The sequence below is a fragment of the Frigoribacterium sp. PvP054 genome, assembly GCF_040547465.1.
GTDB lineage: Bacteria > Actinomycetota > Actinomycetes > Actinomycetales > Microbacteriaceae > Frigoribacterium.
On record NZ_JBEPPU010000001.1, the window covers coordinates 447,783 to 464,965 of the forward strand.

Sequence of the window (17,183 nt, forward strand, 5' to 3'; positions counted from 1 at the left end):
CGATGAGGGCTACGTCGACGGGCTTCTTCGCATCGGTCACGGGGGTCAGTCTAGGCCCGGGCCCCGGGCGGGCCACGGGTGCCCGGCACGACGTGGCCCGATGGTGTCTCGACGTCGAGAGACCGGGGCCGGCGTCGGAGGCGGCCGGACCCGGCCGGACCCCACCGGAACGGCTCAGGCGACGGCGGCGCGCCTCGCGGCGACGAGCTCGGCGATCTGGACGGCGTTGAGAGCCGCGCCCTTCCGCAGGTTGTCGTTGCTGATGAAGAGCGCGAGCCCGCGGTGCCCGGGGACGCCCTCGTCGTGACGGATGCGACCGACGAAGCTCGGGTCGGCCCCGGCGGCCTGGAGCGGCGTCGGAACGTCGGTCAGCACGACCCCTGGCGCGCCGCGCAACAGCTCCTCGGCGCGCTCGACCGTGATGTCGGAGGCGAACTCGGCGTTGATCGAGAGCGAGTGGCCGGTGAAGACGGGGACGCGCACGCAGGTGCCGCTGACCAGCAGGTCGGGACGCTCGAGGATCTTGCGGCTCTCGTTGCGCAGCTTCTTCTCCTCGTCGGTCTCGTGGGTGCCGTCGTCGACGATCGACCCGGCGAGCGGGATGACGTCGAAGGCGATGGGTCGCACGTACGTCACCGGTTCGGGGAGGTCGACGGCGTGGCCGTCGTGCACGAGGCCGATCGTGTCGCCCTCGATGGCGGCACGGGTCTGCTGCAGCAGCTCGTCGGCACCGGCGAGCCCGCTGCCCGACACGGCCTGGTACGTGCTGACGATCAGGCGCTGCAACGTGGCCTCGGCGTCGAGCACCTTGAGCACGGGCATGGCCGCCATCGTCGTGCAGTTCGGGTTGGCGACGATGCCCTTGACCGCCTGGTCGAGCGCGTGGGGGTTGACCTCGCTGACCACCAGGGGGACGTCGGGGTCCATGCGCCAGGCGCTCGAGTTGTCGATCACGAGGGCCCCGGCCGCGGCGAAGCGGGGGGCGTGGGCCCGCGACCCCGTCGCCCCCGCCGAGAAGAGCGCGATGTCGAGACCGGCGGGGTCGGCCGTCTCGACGTCCTCGACGACGATCTCGGCGCCTCGGAAGGGCAGGGTCGTCCCGGCCGACCGGGCGGTCGCGAAGAACCGGATCTCGGCCACGGGGAAGTCGCGCTCGTCGAGGAGCGTGCGCATGACCTTGCCGACCTGTCCGGTCGCGCCGATCACGCCGACGCGCAGTCCTTCGGCCATGGGGTCCTCCTGGGGGTTCGGTGGTGCAGGGTCTCGATGCGGTGGGGGCAGGGTCGGGAGGCGCGGTGGCGGGCCGCGCGCGCCTCCTGCGGTGGGTGACCGGGTCGCGTCAGCGGCCGGTGCCGCCGTGGACGACGGCGTCGACCTCGGCGTCCAGGCCGAAGGCCGTGTGCACGACGCGCAGGGCGTCGTTGAGGGTGTCGGCCCGGGTGACGACCGAGATGCGGATCTCGCTGGTCGAGATCATCTCGATGTTGATGCCCGCCTCGAAGAGGGCGGTGAACAGACGCGCCGAGACGCCCGCGTTCGTCCGCATGCCGGCGCCCACGAGGGCGAGCTTGCCGATCTGGTCGTCGTACTGCAGCGACTCGAAGCCGATCTCGGCCCGGTCGGACTCGAGGGCCTGGAGCACGACGGCGCCCTCGGACTTCGGCAGGGTGAACGAGATGTCGGTCCGGCTGGTCGAGGCGGCCGAGACGTTCTGCACGATCATGTCGATGTTGGCACCGGTCTTGGCGACCGTGCGGAAGATCTGCGCGGCCTTGCCGGGCACGTCGGGGACGCCGACGACGGTGATCTTGCCCTCGCTGAGGTCGCCCGCGACCCCGCTGATGATGGGTTCTTCCACGTTCTCTCCCTCTTTCGGGTTGACGACGAGCGTGCCCTCGTTGTTGTTGAACGACGAGCGGACGTGCAGGGTGACGCCGTGGCGCCTGGCGTACTCGACGGCGCGGATGTACAGCACCTTCGAGCCGGCCGCCGCGAGCTCGAGCATCTCTTCGCTCGTCACGCGGTCGAGCTTGCGGGCCTTCGGGACGACCCGCGGGTCGGCCGTGAACACGCCGTCGACGTCGGTGTAGATCTCGCAGACGTCGGCGTCGAGGGCCGCGGCGAGCGCGACCGCTGTCGTGTCGGAACCACCGCGACCGAGCGTCGTGATGTCGCCGGTGGACCGGTTGAACCCCTGGAACCCGGCGACGATGGCGACGTACCCGGCGTCGAGCGCGTCGCGCACGCGCCCGGGCGTCACGTCGACGATGCGGGCCTTGCCGTGCTGGGCGTCGGTGATCATGCCGGCCTGGCTGCCGGTGTACGAACGGGCCTCGACCCCCAGGCTGCGGATGGCCATCGCGAGCAGGGCCATGCTGATGCGTTCGCCCGCGGTCAGCAGCATGTCGAGCTCTCGCCCACCCGGCAGCGGGCTGACCTCGTTGGCCAGGTCGAGCAGCTCGTCGGTCGTGTCGCCCATCGCGCTGACGGCCACGACGACGTCGTTGCCCGCCTTGCGGGTCTCGACGATGCGCTTGGCGACGCGCTTGATGCTCTCGGCATCGGCGACGGACGACCCGCCGAATTTCTGCACGATCAAGCTCACGGTGACTCCTGGGGGAACTGGGCGCGCCGGAGACGGCTCACGCCTGCGTGCGGCGATTCTATTCGGTGTCGGGGGCGTGTGACGCACGTCGGGGCGCGGGGCGCGGGACGCGGTCGTCGCCCCTCCCCTACGGTGGAGCGATGCCCGACACCACCGACCAGGCCCGCGGTGCGGCCGACCGCCTACAGGACAGCCGCGCGCTCACGACCTCCGCCCGCATCGGGTTCGCCATGAACGGCCTGCTGCACGTCGTCATCGGCGTCATCGCCCTGGGCGTGGCCTTCGGCGGCGGGGGCGAGGCCGACCAGGGCGGGGCCCTCGGGCAGTTCGCCTCACGCCCGGGCGGCGTGTTCCTGCTCTGGCTGATCGTCGTCGGGCTCTGGGGTCTCGGCCTGTTCCAGCTGCTCGAGGCGGCCCTCGTCCGGGGAGGCGACCGGGACTCGTGGGCCGAGCGTGCCAAGGAGGGCGGCAAGGGCGTGGCCTACCTCGCCGTCGGCGCCACGGCCTTCACCTTCGCCCGCGGCTCGTCGTCGGACAGCTCGGGGCAGACGCAGACCCTCAGCGCCCGCCTGCTCGCCGTGCCCGGTGGCGTCGTGCTGCTCGTCGTCCTCGCGCTCGCCGTCGTGGCCATCGGGGTCTACTTCGTCGTCAAGGGCGCCACGCGACGGTTCCGAGACGACCTGCTGCTGCCGGGCGGCACCGCGGGCCGCGGCACGATCGTGCTCGGCGTGACCGGGTACGTGGCGAAGGGCGTCGCCCTGGCGGTGGTCGGGGTGTTGTTCGCCGTCGCCGCCGTCACGGCCGATCCCAGCGAGGCCACGGGTCTCGACGGCGCGCTCAAGGCCCTGGCCGCCCTGCCCTTCGGCGTGGCCGTGCTGACCGCCGTCGCCGTGGGGCTGATGGCCTACGGCGCGTACTGCGTCGTGCGGGCGCGTCGCGCCCGTCTCTGACCGGTCACCGACCCCGGAGGGCCCGGGAGGCGCGGGTCGTCATTCGGAGACGAGCCGGCGGCCCTCGAAGGCGCGGCCGAGGGTGACCTCGTCGGCGTACTCGAGGTCGCCGCCGACCGGCAGGCCCGAGGCGAGCCGCGTGACCCGCAACCCGAAGGGCGCGAGCATGCGCGACAGGTAGGTCGCCGTCGCCTCGCCCTCGAGGTTGGGGTCGGTGGCGATGATGACCTCTTGCACGGTGTCGTCGGCCAGGCGCTGGACCAGTTGACGGATGCGCAGGTCGTCGGGCCCGATGCCGTCGATGGGGCTGATCGCCCCGCCGAGCACGTGGTACAGCCCGCGGAACTCTCGCGTGCGCTCGATCGCCTGCACGTCCTTCGCCTCTTCGACCACGCAGATGGTGGCCGGCGAACGGCGCGGGTCACGGCAGATGTTGCAGGTCTCCTGCTCGCTGACGTTGCCGCAGATCTCGCAGAAACGCACCTTGGTCTTGACGTCGACGAGCAGCTCGGCGAGCCGGGACGTGTCGAACGACTCGTTCTGCACGATGTGGAACGCGATGCGCTGCGCCGACTTCGGCCCGATGCCCGGCAGTCGGCCGAACTCGTCGATCAGCTCTTGGACGATGCCTTCGTACACGCGCTACTCGCTTCTCTGAGGCGTGACCCGAGGGGCGAGCGTCTCTTCTTCGATGAACTGGGCCCCGAGGATCTCGCGGACGACGGCCTCGCCGTAGCGGGACCCCGTCGGGATGCCCCGGCGGGGGTCGCCCGTCGCCGCACGGCGTTCGGCGACGGAGGGCCCGGCCGAGGCGGACGGGGCCGCGGGTGCCGACGTCGTCGAGGCGGCGGGGCCGGTGGGCCGGCCCACCGGGACGCCGACGACCTCGGCGGGCGGGGGCGCGGCGTCGACCGTCGGCACCCCGCCGGGCGGCTCTTCGGTGATGTGCTCGGGTTCGTCGGGCTCGGGCGGTGCGCTCTGCGGGATGGGTGCGACGTCCCAGCCGGTCACCGGTGCCGAGGTGGCCGGACGTCGGTCCGGGGCTGTCTCGGTCGGGGGCGTCGACGCTCGCGACGAGCCGCCCGACGTCGAGGGCGCGGTCGACGTCGAGGGGGCGGCGGGTTCGTCGACCGTGGCGGAGGGGGCCGCGGACGTCGCCTCGGGGCCGGGCCCGGTGACCGCGGCGGGTGTGGCAGCCGACGGGGACGGGGCGGGAGCGGCCCCGCCGGCCGGACGGTCCGCGGGCGCCGTCGTGCCTTGGGGCGCCGTCGTGCCCTGGGGCGCCGGGGCGGGTCGCGAGGTCGGTGCCGTGGGGGTCGAGGCCGTCGTGTCGGGCGCGGGCGCCCCGGTCGGGGTGGGCCCGGCGGGCCCGTCGCCCTCGACGCGGGCGATGTACTTGACCTTCACGCCGAGCACGTCGACGATGGCCCGCCGCAGGTACTCGCTGACGCCTTCGGCGGCGCCCTGCGGACGCTTGAAGCTCTCGACGTCGTTCGCACTCGGGAACGCCAGCGTCAGCACGTCGTCGGCGAAGTCGACGACGGTGGCCGTGACGACGACCATCCAGGCCGTGCGACGCGCCTTCTGGACGACCTCGACGATCTCGGGCCAGCTGTCGCGCAGCTGCTGGAGCGTCACCGGGGCGGCAACCGAGCCCGCGGGCCGCTCGGCCTCGGCGGTCTGGGCCCAAGCGGCCGAGTGCGCAGCCGACGGAGGCGCGGGCTCGGTCGCCGAGGAGTCGTCGCCCCCGGCGGACGCCGCCGGAGCGGCCGACGCCCAGGACGCCGTCGCGCTCTCGACGGCCGAGGGCCCGCCGGCCGCCTCGGTCGAGGGGGTGGCCTCGACGGGGGACGGGGAGGCTGGCGCGGTGGACGTGGTCGGTGCCGGTGCCGGTGCCGCTGCCGCTGCCGGGGAGCGAGTGGCACCCGTCGACCCCGGCGCCTGCGAGGTCTCGGCGGGGCGGGCGCCCGCCGACGTCGCGGGCGAACCCGACGAGGAGCCCGAGCCGTCGACCCCGACGCGCCGCTCGAGCCGCTCGACGCGGGCGAGGGCGCCGCGTCCGCTCTGGTCGCTCTCGGGGACGAGCACCCGAGCGATCATCAGCTCGAGGTGCAGCCGGGGCGACGTCGCGCCGGTCATGTCGGTGAGCGCCCGGTTGACGACGTCGGCCGACCGCGAGAGCTCGGCTGCGCCGAAGGCGTGCGACTGGTGCACGAGGCGGTCGAGTTCGTCCGCCGTGACGCCGCGAAGGACCGCCGAGGCGCCCTCGACGGTCGCGCCGACGACGATGAGGTCACGCAGGCGCTCGAGCAGGTCTTCGACGAACCGTCGCGGGTCCTGGCCGGTCTGGACGACCCGGTCGACGGCAGCGAAGGCCGCCGCGCCGTCGCGGGCGCCGAGCGCCTCGACGACGTCGTCGAGCAGGGAGGCGTGCGTGTAGCCGAGCAGGGCGACGGCGCGTTCGTACTCGATGGCGCCGTTCTCGCTGCCGGCCATCAACTGGTCGAGCAGGGAGAGGGTGTCGCGCACCGATCCGCCGCCCGCCCGGACGACGAGCGGCAGTACGCCGGGGGCCGCCTCGACCGATTCGCTCTCACAGAGCTCGTGGACGTACTCGAGCATCTGGGCCGGGGGCACGAGCCGGAACGGGTAGTGGTGCGTGCGCGACCGGATCGTGCCGATCACCTTGTCGGGCTCGGTCGTGGCGAAGATGAACTTGACGTGCTCGGGCGGCTCTTCGACGACCTTGAGCAGGGCGTTGAACCCCTGCGGGGTGACCATGTGGGCCTCGTCGAGGATGAAGATCTTGAACCGGTCGCGAGCCGGGGCGAAGACGGCACGGTCGCGGATGTCTCGGGCGTCGTCGACGCCGTTGTGGCTGGCGGCGTCGATCTCGATGACGTCGAGCGACCCCCCGCCGTCGCGCGAGAGCTCGACGCACGACGCGCAGACGCCGCAGGGCGTGTCGGTCGGACCCTGGGCGCAGTTCAGGCAGCGGGCCAGGATGCGGGCCGACGTCGTCTTGCCGCACCCGCGGGGACCACTGAACAGGTAGGCGTGGTTGACCCGGTTGGTGCGCAGGGCGGTGCGCAGCGGATCGGTCACCTGGGTCTGCCCGATGAGCTCGGCGAAGTTCTCTGGCCGGTAACGGCGATACAGGGCGGTGACCACGGACCAAGAGTAGTCGGGGCCACCGACAACGGTCGACGCCCGGGGACGCCGTCCGGCGTGCCCGGGCGTCGACTCCGGACGCACGAGGGGGCCCGTCGTGACGACGGGCCCCCGGTGCCGATCTCGGTGGGGTCGACTAGCGGGACGACCCCCTCGAGCGACGTCGCGAACGGGTGGCCGAGACCAGGCCGAGACCGATCAGCAGGGCGAAGGCCGCGAGCGAGGACCAGCCGAGGACGTCCGAGCCCGTGTACGCCAGGCCCGAGGCCCCGCCGGTCACGACCGCTCCCCCGCCGGTGCCGCCGCCGGTGCCCGGCCCGCCTCCGGCCCCGGGCAGGCCCGGGAACCCGGGCGTGCCCGGCGTGCCCGGCGCACCCGGCGTGCCCGGCGTGCCCGGCGTGCCCGGCGTACCCGGCGTGCCCGGCGTGCCCGGCGTGCCCGGCGTCGCGGCGCCCGCCGTGACCGAGAACCCGGTCGTGACCGGGGCCGAGGTGGCCCCGTCGACGGTCTGCGAGGCGGCGACCACGTGCGGCCCGACGCCCACGTCCGTGAACACGACCGTCCAGGCTCCCGTCGCGGGGTCGGCCGTCACGGTCTGCGTCGCACCGGCGTCGAGCTGGACGGTCACCGTCGCCCCGGGTTCCCCGGTCCCGACGACCGTGACGGGCGTCGTGCCCGTCGTGCCCGCCTGCAGGACCGAACCCGCGACCGGGCTCGTGACGACGACCGGGTCGACCGACGCGATCACGAGGTCCTGGGTCGCCGTGGTCGTGCCCGAGCCCGCGGTCTGCGTCGCCGTGACGACGTAGGCGCCGACCGGGACGTCCGCGAAGTCGACCGACCAGGTGCCGTCGTCGCCGACCGTCGTCGTCTGCGTCAGCCCGCCTCCGAGGTCGACCTCGACGAGCGCGCCGGGCGTGCCGGTCCCCGTCAGGGTGAGGTCCTCGACGCCGTCGCCGTCGACGTCGGCGACGAGGGCTCCCGGTGCCGGCGACGTGATGACGACGCCGGCGTCGGTGTTCGCGGGCGAGGTGACCGTGAACGCGACGGTCTCGGGTGCCGACACCGCGCCTCCCACGGTCTGGGTCACCGACAGCGTGTGCTGACCGGGCGCGACTCCCTGCAGCGTCGTCGACCAGGCGCCCCCGGCGGGGACGTCGACCGTCACCGGCAGGCCGCCGTCGAGGCGGACGGCCACCGAGGCGCCCGGTTGGGCCGTGCCGCCGACGAGGACGTCGGCGGTGCCCGTCGTGCCCGAGGGCAGGATGGAGCCCTGCTCGGGCGAGGTCACCACGAGGGGCGCGACCTCGGCGGCGGGTGCCACGGTGACGGTCACCGAGGCGGTACCGGTCACGACCCCCGCGACCGTCTGCTCGACGACCACGGTGCTCGTGCCGATCGGGACGCCCGGCACGGTCACCGACCAGGTGCCTCCCTCGGTCACGGTCGTCGTCAGCGTGGTCCCGCCGACGGTGACGGTGATCGTGGCGCCGGGCTCGCCGGTGCCGGTGACCGGCAGGTCGACGAGGTCGTCGCCTTCCGTGTCCGTCACGAGCTGACCGTCGGCCGGCGAGGTGATCGTCGGTGCCGTCGCGGGGTCGGCCGGAGCGGGCACGACCTGGACCGTGACCTCGACCGGGGCACTCGTCGCGTCGCCGATCGTCTGCACGACCGACACGGTGTGCGTCCCGGTGCCGAGCACCACGGGCACCTGCCACGAACCGTCGTCACCGACCGTCGTGGTGACGGGGTCTCCCCCGTCGACCGTGACGGCGACCGGCGCGCCCGGCTGGCCCTGGCCCCGGACGACGACCGGTGCCGTGCCGGCGTCACCCGCCTGGTACTGCTGACCGTCGGTCGGTGCCGTGACGCCGAGGGGCGCGGCGGCGTCGACCACGACCGTGGTCGTGACCGGGGCCGACTCGACCCCGGCGACCGTCTGCGTCGCCGACACCACGTGCTCGCCCACGCCGACCCCGGCGAAGGTCGTCGCCCAGGTGCCGTCGTCGTCGGCCTCGACCGTGACGGCCGTCCCGTCGTCGAGCGTCACCGAGACGGTCGCACCGGCCTGCGCCGAACCCGACACCGGCAGGTCGACCGTGGCGTCCGCCGACACCACGAGGAGGCGCGTGCCCGTCCCGGGTTCGGTGATCGTGATCGGGTCTGCCGCGACCACCGCGAAGGGCTGGGTCACGGGGACCGTCGTGACGGTGCCGTACTGCTGCACCACCGAGATCGGTCCGGCGCCCACCGGCACGGCGTCGAAGGTCGTGGTCCACGCCCCCGTCGTCGGGTCGGCCGGGACCGTCTGCGTCCGGTCGCCGCCGAGCGAGACGGTGACGGTCGCACCGGGCTGGGCCGCGCCCGACACCGTGACCGGGGTGGTCTCGCCGTCGAGCACGACGACCGTGGCACCCGGCGCGGGCTCGGTGATCGAGACCGGGGTGCCGACCACGACGTCGAGCTGCTGCGTGACGGGGGGCGTCGAGCCGGCGGGGACGGTCTGCGTGACGTCCACCGGGTACGAGCCGACCGGCACGTCGCCCACCGTGACGGTCCAGGTGCCCGCGGGGGTCACCGTGGTCGTCCCGGACAGGTCGTCGCCCACCTGGACCACGACGGCGGCGCCGGGCTGACCCGTGCCGGTGACCGTGACGTCGGTCGTGTCGTCGGCCGTGCCGACCACGATCGTCGACCCGTCGGCGGGCGAGGTCACGGTGACCGGTGCCGCCACGACGACCGACACGGCGCGGGTGACCGGGGTCGACTGCGCTCCGTCGACGGTCTGGGTGACCGAGGCGGTGCGGTCACCGACGGGGACGCCGTCGACCGTCACGGTCCAGGTGCCCGTCGTCGGGTCGGCCACGACCGTGCCGACCAGGCCGGCGCCCAGGTCGACCGTGACGGTCGCTCCGGGCTCGGCCGTGCCGGAGGCGACGATCGAGGCCGTGTCGCCCTCGGCGAGCACGACGACCGTCGTGCCGTCGGTGGGCCGGTCCACCACGAGCCCCGCGGCCGCTGCGACCGTGAAGGGTCGCGTCGCCGCGTCGGACGTCACGCCGCGGATCGTCTGCGTGGCCGTGACGGTGTACTCGCCGACGGGGACTCCGTCGACGGTCGTGCGCCAGTCGCCGTCGGGGTCGACGGTGGCCGCCGCCGTGAGGCCGGTGCCGAGCGAGACGGCGACGGTGGCGCCGGGCTCGCCGGTGCCCGAGACGACGACCGACGTGGTGCCGGCCGGGTCGAGGAGCGACACGGTCGCTCCCGGCTCCGGGGCGACGATCACGGGCGCGGCGGGAGCCACGACGACGGACACGTCGCGCGTGACCGGGCTCGACGTCGAACCGTCGACGGTCTGGGTGACCGCGATGGTGCGGTCACCGACCGGGACGCCCGGCACGGTGGTGCTCCAGGCACCCGTCTCGTCGTCGGCCGTGGCGGCGGCGGTCAGGCCGTCGCCGAGGTCGACGGCGATCGAGGCCCCCGGCTCGGCGGTGCCCGAGACGACCAGGTCGGTCGTGGCGTCGGGCGTGGCGACGGCGACGACGGCGCCCGGTGCCGGGGCGTCGATGACGACCGCGGCGGCGGCCACCACCGCGAGCGGCTGGGTCACGGCGGGCGAGACCGATCCGCCGAGCGCCTGGGTGGCGCTCAGCGTCCGCTCGCCGGCCGAGACGCCGGGGACGACGACGCTCCAGGCACCGGTGGTGCCGTCGGCCGTCGTCGAGGCGACGAGGTCGTCGCCGAGGTCGACGCGGACGGTCGCCCCGGGTTCGGCCGTGCCGGTCACGGTGACGTCGGTGGTCGCGGTGGCGTCGGCCACCGTCACCACGTCGCCGGGCGCGGGCTGCAGGACGGTCAGCCCGGCACCCACCTCGATCGTGAACGAGGCCACGACGGGGGTCGAGGTCGTGCCGGCCACGGCCTGCGACGCGGTGACCTGGTAGACGGCGACCGGCAGGTCGGCGAAGAGGACGGACCAGTCACCCGACGCGGGGTCGGCGGTCGTCGTGACGGCGGCTCCCCCGTTCAGCCGGACCGAGACCTCGGCACCCGGCGACGCCGTGCCCGAGACGGGCACGTCGATCGTGCCGTCGGGGTCGAGCACCGTGAAGACGGAGTCGTCCGGGTCGACGATGACGACCGGGTCGGCCGCCCGCACCTCGAACGAGGACTCCTGCGCCGGCGAGGTGGTCCCGCCGATGCTCTGCGTGGCCGACAGGGCGACCGTGCCGACGGGGACGCCGGCCACGTCGACCGACCAGGCGCCGGTGGTGGCGTCGGCCGTCACGGAGGCGGTCAGGTCGGCGCCCGTCGCGGGGTCGAGGACCACGTCGACCGTGGCCCCGGCCGCGGCGGTGCCCGAGACCGTCACCGTCGCCGTGACGTCCGGCCCGGCCACGTCGACGACGGTGCCGTCGACGGGAGCCGTGACGACGAGCGCGGCACCGGCGACGATGCTGACCACGCGCGTCTCGGGTGCCGAGACCGAGGTGCCCACCGTCTGGGTCGCGGTGACGGTGCGGGTGCCCACGGGCACCCCGGCGAACGACACCGACCAGGCGCCCGTCGTGGTGCCCGCGGCGACGGTGTCGGTCAGGCCGTCGCCGAGGTCGACCCGGACGACCGCGCCCGGCTCGGCCTGACCCGACACGACGAGGGTCGTCGTCGACGACGGGTCGGCCAGGACGATCGGCACGCCGGCGGCGGGTGCCACGATCGTGAGGCTCGCCGCCGGGACGACCGTCACGAGGCGCGTGTCGGCCTGCTGGACGGTGTCGCGGACGGTCTGCGAGGCCCCGAGGACGCGCTCCCCGACGCCGATGCCCACGAGGGTCACGGACCAGGCTCCGGTGGTGGCGTCGGCCAGGGCGGTGCCGGCCTCGACGCCGTCGAGCGTGACGGTGACGAGGGCGCCCGGCTGAGCCGTCCCGGCCACGGGGACGTCCTGCGTGACGCCCGGCGAGGCGACGACGTAGCGGACGTCGGTGGCGGGCGTGGTGACGACCACGTCGGCGCCGGCGCGGACCTCGAAGGCCGAGGTCACGGGGTCGGTCGTGGTCGTGCCGCCGACCGTCTGGGTCACCGAGGCGAGCTGGTCGCCGACGGGGACGCCCGGGACCGTGACGGTCCAGAGGCCGTCGGGGCCGGCGGTCGTCGGCACGACCGTGCCGGCCAGCGTGACCTCGACGGGTGCGCCGGGGGTGGCCGTGCCGCTCACGACGACGGCCGTGGTCGCCGCGCCCCCGGCGACGGTGAGGACGTCACCGGCTGCCGGGGTCGAGATGGTGAGGTCGGCCGCGGCCGAGACCACCGAGAAGCTCGTCGGCCGGGCCTCGAGCAGGACCGCGCCCTGCTGCTGGGTCGCGCCGACGACGTGGTCGCCGACGGCGACGTCGGCCAGCTCGAGCGACCAGGCGCCCTGGGCGTCCGGCGTGACGGGAGCCTGGTCGACGCCGTCGAGCGTCACGACGAGCGGCAGGAGGGCCACGCCGGTGCCCGACACGGTGACCGGGGTGGTGCCCTGGTCGTCGGCCACCGCGATGCGGGTGCCGGGGACGGGCGCCGCGATGACGACGTCACCGCCCTCCACCACGTCGATGTCGACGGTCACGGCCGCCGAGGTCGAGCCGTCGACGCTCTGGGTCGCCGAGACCGTGTGCGGGCCGACCGGGACGCCGTCGACGACGACCGACCAGGTGCCGGACGCCGGGACGACCGTCTGGCCGACGAGACCGTCGCCGAGGTCGACCGCGACGGTCGCGCCGACCTGCCCCGTGCCCGAGACGACGACGGGCGTCGTGCCGTCCGGCCCGGCGACGACGTACTCGTCGCCGTCGATCGGTGACGTGACGTCGAGGGGCGTGCCCTGGGCGATGGTCAACGGCTGCGTGACCGGTGCCGAGGTGGTGCCGCCGAGGGTCTGGGTCGCGCCGAGGGTCCGGTCGCCGACGGGGACGTCGGGGATGACGGCCGTCCAGGCGCCGGTGACGGGGTCGACCGTGGCCGGCACCTCGAAGCCGGCGCCGAGGCCGACGGTGACGGTGGCGCCGGGGTCGGCGGTGCCGGTGACGGTCACGTCGGCGGTGGCGCCGCCGACGATCGGGATCGTGGCCCCGGGTGCCGGGGTCGAGATGGCGACCGGGGTCCCGGCGACGATCGTCACGACTCGCGTCTGCACGGCCGAGACGGTGCCGCCGACGGTCTGCGTCGCCGAGATCGTGCGCTGGCCGACGGGCACGTCGGTGACGTCCACCGACCAGGCGCCGGTCGTGGCGTCCGCCGTGACCCGACCGCTCAGGTCGTCGCCGAGGTCGACGCGGACGTCGGCCCCCGCTTCGGCGGTGCCCGAGACGGTCAGCGTCGCCAGGGAGGCGCTGCTCGCGACGCGCACCGTGGTGCCCTCGGCGGGAGCCTCGATGACGAGCGGGTCACCGGCGGCGACCGTCAGCTCCTGCGTGACCGGCACCGAGACGACCCCGGTGACGGTCTGCGTGACGCTGATCGTGCGGGTCCCGACCGGCACGGACGAGACCGTCGCCGTCCAGGCACCCGTCCCGTCGGCCGTCGTCGAGGCGACGTAGCCGTCGCCCAGGTCGATCGCGACCGGGGCGTTCGGCTCGGCGGACCCCGTGACCGTGACCGGGATGGTCGAGGTGGGGTCGGCGACCGTCAGGGTGGCGCCGGGCGCCGGCGTCGCGATCGTGACCGGGGTCGCGGCCACGAGGGCGAAGTCGGTGGTCTGCGGGGCGGACACCGCGCCTCCCACCGTCTGGGTCGCGGTGGCCGTGTAGGCGGCGACCGGCAGGGCCTCGAAGGTCACGGACCAGGTGCCGTTGGCGGCCACCGTGGCGGTGAGGTCGCGGCCGCCGCCGAGCGAGACGGCGACGGGGGCGCCGGGCTGCCCGGTGCCCGAGACGGTGACGTCACGGGTCGAGTCGGCGCCGGGCAGGCGGTACTGCGTGCCGGGGGTCGGGCTCGTGACGGTGAGGCCGGCGCCGGCGACGACGCCGAAGGCCCGGGTGACCGGTGCCGACACGTCTCCGCCGAGGGCCTGGGTGACCGAGGCGGTGTACGAGCCCACGGGCACGTCGGCCACCGTGGTCGTCCAGCCGCCGTCGGCGGCGACGAGTGCGGTGGCCGTGCGGCCGCCGCCCAGGTCGACCGAGACGGTGGCCGTCGGCGTGCCGGTGCCCGAGACGACGACGGGCGTCGTGGAGCCCGCGTCGAGCACGGTGAAGACGCGACCGGCCGTGGGCGTCGTCACGACGAGGGGCTGCTGGGCCACGACGGCGAAGTCACGCGTGACGGGCCCGGTGGTCACCGCCCCGAGGGACTGTGTCACGGAGGCGGTGTAGGCCCCCGCGGGCACGCTCGCCACGGTCACGCTCCAGCTGCCGTCGGCGGCCACCGTGCCGGTGCCCGTGCGGCCGGCGCCGAGGTCGACCGTGACGGTCGCGCCCGGCTCTCCGGCACCGGTCAGCACGACGTTGCGGGTCGCACCGGGGGTGTTCGGCACGACGAAGACCTGACCGGCGGCGGGCGTGGCGATGCTGAGGGGGGCCAGGGCCGCGGCGCGGACCGTCGAGGTCGCGAGGTCGACTCGTGAGGCGTTCACGAGCGGCAGCACCGAGAGGCTGACGGCATGGACGGAGCTCGAGCCCGCGTCGGTGCCCCGGGCGTCGCGGAAGCCTTCGCCGTCCTGCGCGTTGATCGTCACGCGGACGAGCTGGTTCAGCAACGTGGTCAGGGGCGCGAGGGTCGTGACGACCGCGGTGGTCGTGGTGCGGAGGGTGGCCGTGGTGGCGGCGAGCGCCGTGCCGTCCACGAGCGGTGAGTACAGGCCGCCGACCGAGCCGAGGAGGGTGCCGACGACGGGCAGGATCGCGCCGCGGAGGGTGGTGGCGCCGAGCGCGCCGACGAGACCCGTGCCCGTGACGGTGGTGGCGGTCGCCGGGGTGGTCCCGTCGAGGAGCTGGCCGATGGTGGTCACCGTGCGGGTCGACAGCGTCTCGTTCGCGGTCGTGAGCCCCAGGTCGATGCGCAGTGCGACCCGCAGGTCGACGGTGGCCGCCGTGGCCCGCACGGCGGCGTTCGCGGCGGCGACGAGGTTGGTCGGCAGCTGGTTCTGCAGGATGTCGGTGATGCCGTCCGTGATGGCGGTGATCGTCGCGGGCCGCAGCAGGTCGCTGTTCGCGGGCAGGCCGTTGAGGGCGCCGAGGTCGATGACGACCTGACCCGTGCTCGGCGTGATGGTCACGGGGCCCGAGGTGAGGGGCCTCGCCAGTTCGGCCGAGATCGTCGAGTCGAGGTCGACGGTCGCCGTCACCCCGACGACCGGCTGCCCGAGCGTGACCGCACCCCCGAGGGGCAGCGTGTTGACCGCCGTGGTGAGCGGTGCGGTGATCGAGGTGCCGAGGGCGGCCACGGCGCCGCTGCCCGAGACCGCGTTCACGGTCGTCCCGAGCCCGGTCACGGTGCCCCGCAGGGACGAGGTCACCTGCTGGACGGCCGGGCTGGTCAGCGTGTAGCGCGCACCGGCGACCTGGTAGGCCGTCGTGGGCGCCGTGGCGGTCGCGCCGCGCTGCTGCGTGATCTGGGACGACAGCGCGCCGAGCCCCAGTCGCACGTCGCTGAGCACGCCGGCCGTCGCGGGCACCGAGGAGAGCAGGGGCTGCAGGTTCAGCGTCGCCCCGGTGCCGGGGGCGCCGCTGCCCGTGGCGATCGAGCCGTCGGCCCCGATCAGGCCGGCCGAGGCGGTGGCCGACGTCGCGGTCGCGTTCGCGTACTGACCGTCGACGCCGAGGGTCACCAGCCCGTTGCCGCCGAGCAGGCGGATGCCGTTGCCGAGGCCGACCGTCAGCGCGTTGACGGCGGTGAGGTTCAGGGGGTTGCGTGACGTCGGCGGGTTCTGCGTCGTGCCGAAGGCCGAGTAGGCCCCGCCGAGGGCGGCGACCTGGTCGAGCGAGACGATGCCCGAACCGCCGAGCAGCGAGGCCTCGGCCTCGCTGCGGTCGGTCGTGGCCGCCTGCGCGGGGACGACGACGACGAGGGCGCCGACCACCGCCGCGACGACGGCCGCCGCCGTCGCCTTCAGTGCGCGGGACGCGTGGGAGCGCCGGGGACGCTCGATCGCCTGGCTTCGCATGGGTGTGCCTCTTCCTGACGGGACGAGCCCGCCGCCTGATCCGAAGAACTCCCGCTGGTGAGGCGGGAGGTGCTGCTGTTCTGTCGTGGTGCCGGGTGACGGCGCCGTGCGTGGTCGAGCCCTCCGCCTCGTCGTCGTCCGGGGACGACGACGAGGCGGACGGGCCTACCGCGCGGTGCGCGGGCTCGTTCGCCTGGTGCGGGTGGTGCTGACGTGCCGTGGTGAAGGGCTCATCGGTCCTGATCCTGATCGTGTGGTGCGACGACGTCGTCGCGGCGTGGTCGCACCGTGGTGAGCGGTGCGGCCGGAGCGGTGGTTGGTCGCTCCCGACGAGCTGGTTCGGTCTCGTCGTGGGTCGAGCATAGGGGCGATCGGGTGGATCGCGCACCCCACGAAGGGGGGCCACCGGAACCGGTACCCGCCAGGCACGTGCGGGGCGGGCGGAGCTTCGCTCCGAAAAGAGGAATGACCCCTCACGCACCCGCCAGAGCCCGGTTACCCTTGCTGCATTTCTGCCCTGGGGGAGTTGGCCTGGATGACGCCACGTGAGGAGCCTCGACGAGTTTAGCGGCAACTGGACGGTCGCCGCGACCCGGGGTGTTGCCTGGGCTCATGAGAATCGTCATCGCCGGAGGACACGGCAAGATCGCCCAGCTCCTCGAACGCCGACTCGCCGACGCCGGGCACGACCCCGTCGGCATCGTCCGCAACCCCGACCACACCGCCGACCTCGAGACCGCCGGGGCGCGTGCCCTGGTGCTCGACCTCGAGCAGACCGACGTCGACACGCTCGCCGGCCACCTCGACGGGGCCGACGCGGTCGTCTTCGCCGCCGGCGGCGGAGGGGGCAGCGGCGCAGAGCGCAAGCTGACCGTCGACCGCGACGGTGCCGTGCTGCTGGCCGACGCCGCCGAGAAGGCGGGCGTCACCCGCTACGTCATGGTCTCGGCCATCGGCACGGACGACTACGACCCCGCACGCGCCGAGCTGCCGGCGGCGAACGACGACGACGTGTACCAGGTGTACCTGCGGGCGAAGAGCGAGGCCGACGCCGACCTGCGTCGTCGTGAGGGCCTCGACTGGACGATCGTGCGTCCCGGCGGCCTGACCGACGACGCCGGCACCGGCCAGGTGGCGGTCGGCACGACCGTCGAACGCGGCAGCATCCCCCGCGCCGACGTCGCCGAGATCATCGCCACCGCCCTGATCGAGGGCACCGCCGTGAAGACGCAGTTCGAGGCCGTCTCGGGTGACGTGACCGTCTCGGACGCGCTGGCGACCATCAAGTACTGACCCGCGCCTCCTGGTC

Annotated in this window: 7 protein-coding genes and 1 other RNA gene; 2 read left to right on the forward strand and 6 right to left on the reverse strand. The window is 74.6% G+C overall.

The features are described 5' to 3' along the window. Positions 1-174 precede the first annotated feature (174 nt). Together ABID81_RS02050 and ABID81_RS02055 are read right to left on the reverse strand one after the other, a co-directional pair. On the reverse strand, positions 175-1,230 hold the full coding sequence (locus tag ABID81_RS02050; RefSeq protein ID WP_354593170.1) for an aspartate-semialdehyde dehydrogenase: 1,056 nt from the start codon (positions 1,228-1,230) through the stop codon (positions 175-177). Positions 1,231-1,339: 109 nt separating this feature from the next. After that, on the reverse strand, positions 1,340-2,605 hold the full coding sequence (locus ABID81_RS02055) for an aspartate kinase (protein ID WP_055971466.1): 1,266 nt from the start codon (positions 2,603-2,605) through the stop codon (positions 1,340-1,342). Positions 2,606-2,745: 140 nt separating this feature from the next. Here ABID81_RS02055 and ABID81_RS02060 point away from each other — a divergent pair, with 140 nt between their 5' ends. Next, positions 2,746-3,555: a DUF1206 domain-containing protein gene (locus ABID81_RS02060; protein WP_354593171.1), complete on the forward strand. Its 810-nt coding sequence runs from the start codon at positions 2,746-2,748 to the stop codon at positions 3,553-3,555. 39 nt (positions 3,556-3,594) lie between these two features. On the opposite strand, the gene recR is transcribed toward ABID81_RS02060, so the two are convergent. The 4 genes from recR to ffs all read right to left on the reverse strand — a co-directional run bounded on the left by recR (position 3,595) and on the right by ffs (position 16,432). After that, positions 3,595-4,194, reverse strand: coding sequence for a recombination mediator RecR (gene recR / locus ABID81_RS02065; protein WP_043595550.1), 600 nt, complete (start codon positions 4,192-4,194; stop codon positions 3,595-3,597). Between the two features lie 3 nt (positions 4,195-4,197). Further along, positions 4,198-6,726, reverse strand: a complete 2,529-nt coding sequence (locus ABID81_RS02070; protein WP_354593172.1) for a DNA polymerase III subunit gamma and tau — start codon at positions 6,724-6,726, stop codon at positions 4,198-4,200. 136 nt (positions 6,727-6,862) lie between these two features. Then, positions 6,863-15,874, reverse strand: coding sequence for an Ig-like domain-containing protein (locus tag ABID81_RS02075; protein WP_354593173.1), 9,012 nt, complete (start codon positions 15,872-15,874; stop codon positions 6,863-6,865). 461 nt (positions 15,875-16,335) lie between these two features. Continuing rightward, positions 16,336-16,432: signal recognition particle sRNA small type (ffs, locus tag ABID81_RS02080), an RNA gene on the reverse strand. A gap of 54 nt (positions 16,433-16,486) precedes the next feature. Here ffs and ABID81_RS02085 point away from each other — a divergent pair. Next, positions 16,487-17,167, forward strand: coding sequence for an SDR family oxidoreductase (locus ABID81_RS02085; RefSeq protein ID WP_354593174.1), 681 nt, complete (start codon positions 16,487-16,489; stop codon positions 17,165-17,167). Positions 17,168-17,183: the final 16 nt, after the last annotated feature.